Source organism: Pseudomonas sp. ICBG1301 (assembly GCF_016918385.1).
GTDB lineage: Bacteria > Pseudomonadota > Gammaproteobacteria > Pseudomonadales > Pseudomonadaceae > Aquipseudomonas > Aquipseudomonas palleroniana.
Genome location: NZ_JAEKGB010000001.1, coordinates 265,044 through 277,196 on the forward strand (window position 1 = coordinate 265,044; position 12,153 = coordinate 277,196).

Below are 12,153 nucleotides of genomic sequence, written 5' to 3' on the forward strand. Positions count from 1 at the left end.
CGAGTACTGACGTCGGATCTTTCCTCATCTCTAGTAATCCTGCCTTTTTCCTTATTTAGCCTTCTATATTTTTGCCTTCACAGGGACGAAAAGGCATTGAGATGTCGAGTATTGATAACGAAGGAATGATGGTTTCGGATAAGGTCGTGCCTCGCAGGTTTCAGTCCATCGAGCATGGCGATTTGCGCAGCGTACAGGCGCTGGTCATCCATCAAACGGACGCATCGACTGCACAGCACACCTTCAACGGATACCGTTCCAAAGGAAGTGGCGCTCATTTTCTGATTGAGAAGAACGGCGTGATCTACCAAACAGCCAGTTTGAGAAAGCGCTGTTTTCATGTGGGACGCTTCATTCGGTCAAAATGCCTGGTAAACGACAAATCCACCTGTGACACCGTTCAAGTCAACAGAATTCAGGCGTTAACCTGGACCCTGCAGATCAGAGCGTTGGATCAATACGAGCGTACGAAGAGTTATCCTGATCGTTATCCGATGAACTCTGATTCAATAGGCATTGAGTTAGTGGGCAAGCATCTTGATGCGGTTCGTTACGAGGCGATTACTACGATGCAGAATCAATCTCTTCAGTGGTTGGTCTCTGTCCTGTATAGCCATTTCAACCTGACGGCGGAAGACGTCTACACCCATCCGCAGATCTCATATAAACATCCTGGCGAAGCCAGCAGCGCGGTATGGCAATGAGGTTCCGGCATTGGCCGTTAAGTGTCTGGGTATTGCTCGTGGGATGTGCATCCCAACATCAGAGCATCGAGGGTGTTTCGATTGTGCGCTTTCAATCCGACGAGCCAGAACGCTGTCGACCTTCTGACGTAGCCTTGGATGAGCGACAAGTAGCATCTTTTTTTCAGCGGGCCAGGCGGATTGATGGCCGTACGCTGCATGACCAGTATGACTGGGCGCCTTGTTACCTTGAGGGCAGGTTGAACTACCAGGGAATGGCGTGCATTTGGCGCATCAGGGCAGGGGGGACGGGAGAAATCGAGTGCCCCGCGCTGGAACAGTATTTCGGATGCAAGACCTGCGGCGATCTGTTTGAGAAGGCTTGGCAGTAGCCCCCAAAAAAACGGGCGCGACATCCGACGTCGCACCCGCTGAAGCAACCGCTTTAAATCCTGTTGCGCCTCAAACCGCCCGGGCTACCGATGCCTGGGGGCTGCGCGACAACATACTCACCACCACGAAGCTCACCAGCCCAATCGCCAGGCTGTAGTAGATCGGCGTATTCGCGTCCAACCCATCCTTGATCATGAATACCAGCGCCGTCACAAAGCCCAGGGTCATGGAGGTGATCGCGCCTGAGGTGGTTGCCCGCTTCCAGAAGATCGCGCCGATCAGTGGGATCAGCATGCCACCTACCAACAGGTTGTAGGCCAGGGTGAGCGCGCTGATCACATCGTTGACCACCAGTGCGATCCCCAGCACGGCAATGCCGGTGAGCATGGTGAACAGGCGGTTGACCGCCAGGCTCGACGGTTTGCCGCCACGCAAGCGCGGCAGCAGGTCTTCGGTCAATACCGTGGAGGCCGCCAGTAAGCCGGCGCTGGCGGTGGACATCATCGCGGCCAGGGCCGCAGCAATTACCAGGCCGCGGATGCCATCCGGCAGCGAGGCTTTGACGATGGCGGCGAAGGCGTTGTTGACGTTGTCCAGGTTGGGGAGCAGTACATGCGCCGCCATGCCAATCAGCGCGCAGGCCAGGCCGTAGAGGATGCAGTAGAAACCGGCGAAAGTGCCTGCGTACTTGGCGACCTTTTCATCGCGGGCGGTGAACACTCGCTGCCAGATGTCCTGGCCAATCAGGATGCCGAAAAAGTAGATCATGAAGTAGGTGATGATCGTGTCCCAGCCGATTTCGGTGAAGCTGAAGTTCGATGCCGGCAGTTTGGCGACCAGCTCATCCCAACCGCCGACGCGGTACAGGCAGATGGGAAGCAGGATGAACATCAGGCCGACGGTCTTGATCACGAACTGCACGATATCGGTGAGGGTCAGCGACCACATGCCGCCGATGGTCGAGTACACCACCACCACGCCACCGCCCAGCAGCACCGAGACCCAGAACGGCAGGCCGAACAGCACTTGCAGTACGGTGCCAATGGCCAGGATCGAGGTCACGCCGATCATCAAGGCATAGGCCAGCATGATCACCGCACTCGCTTGACGAGCCATGGGGTTGTAGCGCTTTTCCAGAACCTGGGTGACGGTGAAGATTTTCAGCTTCAGCAGCGGCTTGGCCAGGAACAGGTTCAGCGCGATGATCCCGGCGCCCAGCGCGGCGCACAGCCAGAAACCGGAAATACCATGCACATAACCCAGGCGCACGGTGCCGACGGTGGATGCACCGCCCAGTACGGTGGCCGCCATGGTGCCCATGTACAGCGACGGCCCCAGGTTGCGGCCGGCCACCAGATAGTCCTCGTGGGTCTTGGCGCGGCGCATACCGTAATAGCCGAGCACGAGCATGCCGGCGGCGTAGATGAGTACGACGAATAAATCCAAAGCCATGACGGCGGTTCTCCGATTATTTTTTATTGTGCTGAAGGCGCTTGCTGTGGCGAGGGAACATGCGGTGGTGAGGGGGCACGCTCTCTCGCCACGACAGCCGGTCCATAAACCGAGGCCGGTTCGGGAAACAGCCGCAGCAAAGTCAGGTACACCACCGAGGCCAGCCCCAACGTCACCGGCAGGCTGATGTCGATGCCATCCGCCAGGTTGCCCAGCGGTCCGACAAACTGCCCCGGCAGGTTGACGAAGCACAGGCCCACCAGTGCACTCGGGATCCAGGCCCCGAGCCCGCGCCAGTTCCAGCCATGGTTGAACCAGTAGCGACCGCCGGTCTCACCACGGGTGAACACTTGCAGATCGTCCGGGCAGTAGAAGCCCCGGCGTACGATCAGGCCGATGATCATCATCACCATCCACGGCGTGGTGCAGGTGATGATCAGCACGGCGAAGGTCGAGACGCTTTGCACCAGGTTGGCGGCGAAACGTCCGATAAAGATGAATGCTATCGACATCACCCCGATCAGCAATGTGGCCTTGACTCGCGACAGCAGGCGTGGGAACACGCTGGACATGTCCAGCCCGGTGCCATACAGCGAGGTGGTGCCGGTGGACATGCCGCCGATCACCGCGATCAGGCACACCGGCAGGAAGAACCAGCTCGGCGCCACCGTCAGCAGGCCGCCGACATAATTGTTGGCCGCGATGTAGTCCGGCGCCTTGATCGCCACGATGGTCGCGGTGGCCAGGCCGAACAGGAACGGGATCAAAGTGGCGATTTGCGCGAGGACCACCGCCAGCATGATTCGACCTTTCGGTGTTTCACGCGGGATATAGCGCGACCAGTCACCCAGGAACGCCCCGAAGGAAATCGGATTGCTCATGGCCACCAGTGCGGCGCCGATAAACGCTGCCCAGAAACCCGGCTGACCCAGCGCTACAGTGCCGGCGAACTGGCTGTCGAAGGCCGGCGCAAACGCGAAGATCCCCAGCAGGAACAACAGGCTCGCCGCCCATACGGCGATACGGTTGACCCACAGCATGAAGCGAAAGCCGTAGATGCACACCGTGAGCACCAGGAGGGCGAACAGGCCATAGGCCAGACCCAGGGTCAGATCGGTTTCCGGCAGGCCAATCAGACGTTTCGCACCACCGACCAAGGCATCACCTGAACTCCACACCGAGAGTGAGAAGAAGGCAATCGCGGTCAGCAGCGACAGAAATGAGCCGACAATCCGCCCGTGCACGCCGAAGTGCGCACCGGAAGACACCGCGTTGTTGGTGCCATTGATCGGCCCGAACAGGCCCATGGGGGCCAGGATCAGCGCGCCCACCAGCACGCCCAGTACGATCGCCCAGACGCCGGCCTGGAACGACAGGCCGAACAGCACGGGAAATGAGCCCAGCACGGCGGTGGCAAAGGTGTTGGCACCGCCGAAGATCAGGCGGAACAGATCCTTGGGGCTGGCGGTACGTTCGTGGTCCGGGATCTGTTCGACCCCGTTGGTTTCTATTTTTCGAATACTTTTATCGTTGTTTTTATTATTCATGATCAGCTCCGATCACATTGGCTAATGGGGCGGCAGCCCTTCCGGCATAGCGGATAAATGTTCGTGACAGGCCAGCCACAGGCCCTCTTGTTGTTCTGCGCGCAACCGTTGCCGTCTGAAGACAATGGTTTCGCGTTCCTGGCTATTGAATTGCTCCCCGTTCATGCGCAGCTCGGTGGCCACGTCATGAATCAATATCGCCACGTCACCCTGCAGGCTGACGGTGGCGTTGCTTGAGGTGCAGGACAGCACCTCAAACCCCTCGTCCTGGCGCCAGCTGTCCCACAACGCCTGGTAGGCGTCGCGGCTGAGCAGTGGCTCGGGGAGGGTGTAGAACACAAAGGTGGCATCGGCCGTGAACGCGTCGAAATAAGCGGCGCGGTCATTGCGGGCAAACGCCGACACCAGGTCGGCGGCAGCTTTCAGCACGGCTTGCGTGCTCATCAGCGATGCGCCACGCCAGGCAGTACGCAGAGCATCTCGTACAGCAAGTTGGCGCCCAGCAGCGAGGTGTTGCCGGTGGTGTCGTACGGTGGCGAAACTTCCACCAGGTCGCAACCAATCAGGTCCAGGCCCTGGCAGCCGCGGATGATCTCGATCGCCTGGATGGTGGTCAGCCCGCCGATTTCCGGGGTGCCGGTACCGGGCGCCCAGGCCGGGTCGATGCCGTCGATATCAAAGCTCAGGTACACCGGGCCACCGCCGACTTTTTCACGTACTTCGGCCATCAAGGGGGCGAGGGAGTGGTGCCAGCATTCTTCGGCCTGGACCACGCGAAAGCCCTGTTTGCGGCTCCAGTTAAAGTCTTCGGCGGTGTAGCCCTGGGCGCGCAGGCCGATCTGCACCACACGGTCGCAATCGAGCAAACCTTCTTCCACGGCGCGGCGGAAGGTGGTGCCGTGGGCGATTTTCTCACCGAACATGTGGTCGTTGACGTCAGCATGCGCATCGATGTGCACCAGGCCGACCTTGCCGTGTTTTTTGTGGATCGCGCGCAGGATCGGCAAGGTGATGGTGTGGTCACCGCCCAGGGTCAGCGGGATCACGTCGTGGTCAAGAATCTCGTCGTAGGCTGCTTCGATGATGCGCACGGCGTCGAGCAGGTTGAACGTGTTGATCGCCACGTCGCCGATATCGGCCACCGACAGCGAGTCGAATGGGGCGGCACCGGTGGCCATGTTGTAGGGGCGGATCATCACTGATTCGGCGCGGATTTCACGCGGCCCGAAGCGTGTGCCGGCACGCAGTGAGGTGCCGATATCCAGGGGCACGCCGATAAAGGCGGCGTCCAGGCCCTGGGCCGTTTGCAGGTGGGGCAGGCGCATCATGGTGGCGATGCCGGCGAAGCGCGGCATTTCGTTGCCGCCCAGTGGTTGGTGGAAAATCTTGTCCACGGGAGTGCCTCATCGTTGTTTTGTTTATTAGCGGTCGATTCTGCGAAAAGCCCGTGGCGGGAAGAATCGGCAGGGGCAAATACTTAGTTCAGGTTTTTCTAAACTAATCCCCAGCGGTTAAACTCTCTGGGTTGTAGTGAGCGGGCTTGCCCCGCGCTGGGGGGCGAAGCCGCCCCAAAAAGGACGCCGCGGTGTGTCAGAAAGACCGAAGTGTCGGGGTTTAGGGCGGCTGCGCCCCCCAGCGCGGGGCAAGCCCGCTCACTACAGCCAACTGAACATTGTGGAGAGCTCATGGCCAACGCCTTGCCCGACTTGAAACTGCTGCGCATCTTCGTCAGCGTGGTGCGCCATCAGGGCTTCGCCAATGCGCAGCACGAACTCAACCTGTCGACGTCAGCCATCAGCACCTATATGAGCCAACTGGAGTCGGCGTTGGGCCTGGTGCTGTGCCATCGCGGGCGGGGCGGGTTCAGCCTGACCAGCAAGGGCGAGTTGTTCCATCAGGAAACCCTGCGCCTGCTCGGTGAACTCGAAGGTTTCGAGCAATACGCCGCCGCGTTGAAAGGCGAGTTGCGCGGCACCCTCAAGCTGGGCGTGCTCGACTCCACTGTCAGCGACAAGGCGTTGCCGTTTGCCGAAGCGATCGGCGCCTACAGCCTGGAACACCCGGCGGTGCATTTGCATCTGTCGGTGATGAGCCCGTACGAATTGCAATTGGGGGTGCAGGACAATCGCCTGGACCTGGCCATCGGCGCTTTTTCCAACCGCATGAGCGGGTTGATCTACATGCCGCTGTATCGCGAGCAGCACTGGTTGTATTGCAGCTCGCGGCACCCGCTGTTCAACGAGCGGCGCATCCCCGAACAAGTGATTACCCAGCAGCGCATGGTCGGCCGCGGCTACTGGAGCCAGGCGGAACTGGCGCGCCATGGCTTCAAGCACAGCGCCGCCACGGTGGAAAGTATGGAGGCGCAGCTGATCCTGGTGCTGTCCGGTGCTTACATCGGCTACCTGCCCGAGCACTATGCCCAGGCGTGGGCCGATAAGGGCGACCTGCGCGTGTTGCTGCCGGCGACCTTCGGCTACCAGGCGCCGTTCTCCATGATCATGCGCCGGGGCCGCAGCCGCGAGCCGTTGATCCAGACGTTCCGCGACTTGCTCAAAGCCCAGCTCAACCAGGCCTGAAAAATCATGTCCAGACCCCAATGTTCCCGTTGCCTCAGGCCCGTCACCCATTGCCTGTGCCCGTTGATCCCCTGCCTCGACAGTCGCACCCGGGTGTTGCTGTTGCAGCACCCGAGTGAGGTCAACCATGCGCTGAATACCGCACGCTTGGCGGCGTTGGGGTTGAACAATGCGCAGTTGGTGGTCGGCGAGGTGTTTGCAGATCTGCCGACTTTACTGAACCCGCCCGGTTATCAGGCGCGGTTGTTGTTTCCGGCTGACGATGCCCAGCCTTTGCAGGCCTATGCGCCGGACGAGCAGCCCTTGTTGTTGGTGGTGCCCGATGGCACCTGGCGCAAGGCGCGTAAACTGTTGCACCTCAATCCGTTGTTGGCGGCGTTGCCGAGGGTGACCCTGGCCGAGGGCGGTGTTTCGCGTTACCGGCTGCGCAAGGCACCGGGGCCGGGAGCGCTGTCGACGCTGGAGGCGATTGTGCAAGCGCTGCAGGTGCTGGAAGCACCGGTATCGTTCGAACCGTTGCTCAAACCCTTTGAAGCGCTGATCGAGGGGCAGATTGCGGCGATGGGTGAGGAGGTGTTTCAGAGAAATCATGGTGATGGGCAGTCGGGTTAGCCCGGAGATCGAGGTGCGGCTATCGGGAGCAAGCCCCCTCCCACAGAGAATCGAGTGACACCATTGGAATGCGGTCATCTGTGGGAGGGGGCTTGCTCCCGATAGCGGTAGTACAGGCGCCCATTAATCCACATATTCCAATAAGTAATAAACACCACACTTTGCGTGATATGGCCCGCCGACCTTTCCCGGTATGATGTTCGCCCCCGCAGTCTGGATTGCGAATACGCCATGACCTTGCAGTACCCAACAATCGCCGATTGCGTCGGCAACACGCCCCTGGTCCGCTTGCAACGCATGGCGGGTGAAACCAGCAATACCCTGTTGCTCAAGCTCGAAGGGAACAACCCGGCCGGCTCGGTCAAAGACCGCCCGGCGCTGTCGATGATCACCCGCGCCGAGTTGCGCGGGCAGATCAAGCCTGGCGACACCCTGATCGAAGCCACCTCCGGCAACACCGGGATCGCCCTGGCCATGGCTGCCGCGATCAAGGGCTACAAGATGATCCTGATCATGCCCGACAACGGCAGCGCCGAACGCAAGGCGGCGATGACCGCCTATGGCGCCCAGTTGATCCTGGTCACCCAGGAAGAAGGCATGGAAGGCGCGCGTGACCTCGCCGAGCGCATGGCCGCCGAAGGTCGTGGCCTGGTACTGGACCAGTTCGCCAATGGCGATAACCCTGAGGCGCACTACACCAGCACCGGCCCGGAAATCTGGCGCCAGACCCAGGGCACCATCACTCATTTCGTCAGCTCCATGGGCACCACCGGCACCATCATGGGCAACTCGCGTTATCTCAAGGAGCAGAACCCGGCGATCCAGATCGTCGGCCTGCAACCGATGGAGGGCGCGTCGATCCCGGGTATCCGCCGTTGGCCCGAAGAGTACTTGCCGAAGATCTACAGCGCGACGCGCGTAGACCGCATCATCGACATGGCCCAGCGTGAAGCCGAAGACACCACCCGCCGTCTGGCCCGTGAAGAAGGCATCTTCTGCGGCGTGTCCTCCGGTGGCGCGGTGGCGGGCATGCTGCGCTTGTCCAGGGAAGTGGAAAACGCGGTGATCGTCGCGATCATCTGTGACCGAGGCGACCGTTACCTGTCGACCGGCATTTTCGACGAACCCAACTGATGGCCAAGCACGAAAGAGGCCTGCGCTTCCAACCGACGGGCGGTAGTCGGGCCCCGCAGATTCCGGTGGGCAAGAAACAACGCCTGACCATCGAGCGCCTGGCCAATGACGGCCGTGGCATTGTGTACTTTGAAGGCCGTACCTGGTTCGTCAATGGCGCCCTGGCCGGTGAGGACGTGGAAGCGCGGGTGTTGGGCGCTCATGGCAAGATCGTCGAGGCGCGCACCGAGCGCGTATTCACCGCCAGCGAACTGCGGCGCCCGGCACCCTGTGCCCACGTGGGGCGTTGTGGTGGCTGCAGCGTGCAGCACTTGCCCCATGCCGAACAACTTGCCCTGAAACAGCGCATGCTCGCCGAGCAATTGTCGCGTGTGGCCGGTGTTGAGCCGCAGGAATGGGCGGCGCCCTTGAGCGGCCCGGAATTTGGCTACCGTCGCCGCGCCCGCGTGGCCGTGCGCTGGGATGCCAAGGCGAAAAAACTTGAAGTGGGTTTTCGTGCCGTGGCCAGCCAGGACATCGTCGCCATCGATGATTGCCCGGTGCTGGTACAGGCCTTGCAGCCGATCATGCAGCGCTTGCCGAACCTGTTGCGCCGGCTGAGCAAACCGCAGGCCCTGGGGCATGTCGAGCTGTTCAGTGGTACCTCCATCGCCGTGTTGCTACGGCATATGGCCCCGTTGTCGGAAGCGGACCTGCAGCTCTTGAAAGAATTTTGTGCCTTCCATGAAGCCCAACTGTGGCTGCATGGCGAAGGACAGCCGGAGCCGGTCGAAGCCGATGCCGTCTTGGGGTTTCGATTGGAGCAGTGGGATCTGGAGCTGGCTTACCGGCCTGGCGATTTCGTCCAGGTCAACGCCGCCGTCAACGCGGCGATGGTCGCCCAGGCCCTGGAATGGCTGGCGCCACAACCCGACGAGCGGGTGCTGGACTTGTTTTGCGGGCTTGGCAACTTCGCCCTGCCACTGGCGCGTCAGGTGCGTGAAGTGGTGGCGGTGGAAGGTGTGCAGGCCATGGTGGACCGGGCGGCCGCCAATGCCGTCAGCAATAATTTGCATAACGCACAGTTTTTTCAGGCCGATTTGTCCCAGCCTTTGACTGACACAGAATGGGCCAAACAAGGCTTTTCTGCGGTACTCTTGGACCCACCCCGTGACGGTGCCCTGGAAGTTGTGCGCAAGCTTGCGACCTTCAAGGCCAGGCGTCTGGTGTATGTGTCCTGCAACCCGGCCACGCTGGCGCGGGACACCGTTGAGTTGGTCAAGCAAGGCTACCGGCTAAAGCGTGCCGGGATCCTCGACATGTTTCCGCAAACCGCGCATGTCGAGGCCATGGCGTTATTTGAAGCGGGCTAGGATGCCCGTTTAATCCGACCGGCCTTGTAGTCTCCAGGGCCTGTGACCTGCCGGGGAGAGTGCAGTACAAGGTCGGCGATGATTTTTGACGCATCGAAGGTGCGTCGTAGGGAAGGTAAGCAAGATGGTACAGGTGAGAGCACACCAGCCGATCAACACCGACGGCAGTATCAATCTCGAGGCATGGCTGGATCATGCCGTCAGTGTCGACCCGGCACTGGACCGTGAAGCCTTGAAGGCCGCTTGCGAGTTCGCTCGTGAGTCCGAGCAGCAAAACAATGCGGCCAAGAACCTGTGGGCCGAGGGCACTTCGAGCTTTCGTACCGGGCTTGAGATCGCCGAGATCCTCGCCGATCTCAAGCTCGACCAGGATTCGCTGATCGCCGCCGTGCTCTATCGCGGCGTGCGTGAAGGGCATATCCAACTGGCCACCGTCAGCCAGCGCTTTGGCGCCTTGGTCGCCAAGCTCATCGACGGCGTGGCCCGCATGGCCGCCATCAGTGCCAGCCTCAGCCCGCGCCAATCGATGGTGATGGGCACCCAGGGCCAGGTGGAAAACCTGCGCAAGATGCTGGTGGCGATGGTCGACGACGTGCGCGTTGCCCTGATCAAGCTGGCCGAGCGTACCTGCGCGATCCGGGCGGTGAAGACGGCCGATGATGAAAAGCGCAACCGCGTTGCGCGTGAAGTCTTTGATATCTATGCGCCGCTGGCGCATCGCCTGGGTATCGGCCATATCAAGTGGGAGCTGGAGGACTTGTCCTTCCGCTACCTCGAACCCGAACAATACAAGCAGATCGCCACGCTGCTGCATGAGCGGCGGCTCGACCGCGAGCGCTTTATCTCCGACGTGATGAACCAGCTGCGTTCGGAGTTGCAGGCCACCGGCGTCGAAGCCGATATCAGTGGCCGCGCCAAGCACATCTATTCGATCTGGCGCAAAATGCAACGCAAGGGCCTGGCCTTCAGCCAGATCTACGATGTGCGCGCCGTGCGCGTGCTGGTGCCGGAAATGCGCGACTGCTACACCGCGCTGGGCATTGTCCACACCTTGTGGCGGCACATTCCCAAGGAGTTCGACGACTACATCGCCAACCCCAAGGAAAACGGCTATCGCTCGCTGCACACCGCGGTGATCGGCCCCGAGGGCAAGGTGCTGGAAGTGCAGATCCGCACCCACGCCATGCACGAAGAGGCGGAGCTGGGCGTGTGCGCGCACTGGCGCTACAAGGGCACCGACGTCAAGGCCGGGTCCAACCAGTACGAAGAGAAGATCTCCTGGCTGCGCCAAGTGCTGGAGTGGCACGAAGAACTGGGCGACATCGGCGGCCTGGCCGAACAGCTGCGCGTGGATATCGAACCGGACCGGGTCTATATCTTCACCCCCGACGGCCATGCCATCGACTTGCCCAAGGGCGCCACGCCGTTGGACTTCGCCTACCGCGTACACACTGAAATCGGCCACAACTGCCGCGGCGCCAAGATCAACGGGCGGATCGTGCCGCTCAACTACACCCTGCAGACCGGTGAACAGGTCGAGATCATCACCAGCAAGCACGGTACGCCGAGCCGCGACTGGCTGAACCCGAACCTGGGCTACATCACCACGTCGCGGGCGCGGGCGAAGATCGTGCACTGGTTCAAATTGCAGGCGCGCGACCAGAACGTCGCGGCCGGTAAAACCTTGCTTGAACGCGAGCTGGCGCGCCTGGGCTTGCCGCAGGTGGACTTCGACAAGCTGGCCGAAAAGGCCAACATGAAGATTGCCGAAGACATGTTCGCCGCCCTGGGGGCTGGCGACCTGCGCCTGGCGCAACTGGTCAACCTGGCCCAGCAGCTGGTCGAGCCGGAACGCGGCAGCGAACAGCTGGAACTCATTCCACGCAAAGCCGCCGGCTACAAGCCCGGCAAGCGTGGCGATATCCAGATCCAGGGCGTGGGCAACCTGATGACGCAAATGGCCGGCTGCTGCCAGCCGTTGCCGGGGGACGCCATCGTCGGCTACATCACCCAGGGCCGTGGTGTCAGCATTCACCGTCAGGACTGCGCCTCGGTGCTGCAATTGGGCGGGCGCGAGCCTGAACGGATCATCCAGGTCAGTTGGGGGCCGGTACCGGTGCTCACCTATCCGGTGGACATCGTGATTCGTGCGTACGACCGTTCCGGCCTGCTGCGTGACGTATCCCAGGTGCTGCTCAACGAGCGGATCAACGTGTTGGCGGTCAACACCCGTTCGAACAAGGAGGACAACACTGCGTTGATGTCCCTGACGATCGAGATCCCGGGCCTGGATGCGCTGGGGCGGTTGTTGGGGCGTATTTCCCAGTTGCCGAACATCATCGAGACCCGGCGCAACCGCACACCATGAATGGATCAGCACCATCTGAAATGTGGGAGGGGG

10 protein-coding genes are annotated in these 12,153 nt (G+C 61.2%); 6 read left to right on the forward strand and 4 right to left on the reverse strand.

Features of this window, described 5'->3' with window-relative positions; all coding sequences use genetic code 11:
• Positions 1-101: 101 nt before the first annotated feature.
• Positions 102-704 carry a peptidoglycan recognition protein family protein gene (locus tag JBE38_RS01225; RefSeq protein ID WP_205343388.1) on the forward strand — a complete coding sequence of 201 codons (603 nt, stop codon included), beginning with the start codon at positions 102-104 and terminating at the stop codon, positions 702-704.
• Positions 705-1,145: 441 nt separating this feature from the next.
• Here the strand turns inward: JBE38_RS01225 and JBE38_RS01230 are convergent, their stop codons facing one another.
• From JBE38_RS01230 to speB, 4 genes are read right to left on the reverse strand one after another with little or no spacing between them, the layout of a single operon-like run.
• On the reverse strand, positions 1,146-2,528 hold the full coding sequence (locus JBE38_RS01230; RefSeq protein ID WP_060756111.1) for a sodium:solute symporter: 1,383 nt from the start codon (positions 2,526-2,528) through the stop codon (positions 1,146-1,148).
• A 23-nt stretch (positions 2,529-2,551) separates the two neighbouring features.
• Positions 2,552-4,075: a purine-cytosine permease family protein gene (locus JBE38_RS01235; protein ID WP_090369433.1), complete on the reverse strand. Its 1,524-nt coding sequence runs from the start codon at positions 4,073-4,075 to the stop codon at positions 2,552-2,554.
• 21 nt (positions 4,076-4,096) lie between these two features.
• A complete protein-coding gene (locus tag JBE38_RS01240) occupies positions 4,097-4,519 on the reverse strand; it encodes a YybH family protein (protein WP_090369435.1) in 423 nt (140 codons plus the stop codon).
• A complete protein-coding gene (gene speB, locus JBE38_RS01245) occupies positions 4,519-5,469 on the reverse strand; it encodes an agmatinase (protein ID WP_090369437.1) in 951 nt (316 codons plus the stop codon). Before speB ends, JBE38_RS01240 begins: the two co-directional genes overlap by 1 nt.
• A gap of 291 nt (positions 5,470-5,760) precedes the next feature.
• Here speB and JBE38_RS01250 point away from each other — a divergent pair, with 291 nt between their 5' ends.
• From JBE38_RS01250 to relA, 5 genes are all read left to right on the forward strand, one after another.
• Positions 5,761-6,654, forward strand: coding sequence for a LysR family transcriptional regulator (locus JBE38_RS01250; protein ID WP_090369439.1), 894 nt, complete (start codon positions 5,761-5,763; stop codon positions 6,652-6,654).
• Positions 6,655-6,660: 6 nt separating this feature from the next.
• On the forward strand, positions 6,661-7,266 hold the full coding sequence (locus JBE38_RS01255) for a tRNA-uridine aminocarboxypropyltransferase (protein WP_205343389.1): 606 nt from the start codon (positions 6,661-6,663) through the stop codon (positions 7,264-7,266).
• Between the two features lie 231 nt (positions 7,267-7,497).
• The gene (gene cysM / locus JBE38_RS01260) at positions 7,498-8,400 is read left to right on the forward strand and encodes a cysteine synthase CysM (RefSeq protein ID WP_060756105.1); all 903 of its coding nucleotides are present in this window, start codon (positions 7,498-7,500) and stop codon (positions 8,398-8,400) included.
• Complete coding sequence (rlmD, locus tag JBE38_RS01265) at positions 8,400-9,752, forward strand: 23S rRNA (uracil(1939)-C(5))-methyltransferase RlmD (RefSeq protein WP_090369441.1); 1,353 nt, start codon at positions 8,400-8,402, stop codon at positions 9,750-9,752. The genes cysM and rlmD overlap by 1 nt, the downstream gene beginning before the upstream one ends.
• A gap of 124 nt (positions 9,753-9,876) precedes the next feature.
• Positions 9,877-12,120 (forward strand): GTP diphosphokinase, encoded by a 2,244-nt coding sequence (gene relA, locus JBE38_RS01270; protein WP_205343390.1) that lies wholly within the window; start codon positions 9,877-9,879, stop codon positions 12,118-12,120.
• Positions 12,121-12,153 lie beyond the last annotated feature (33 nt).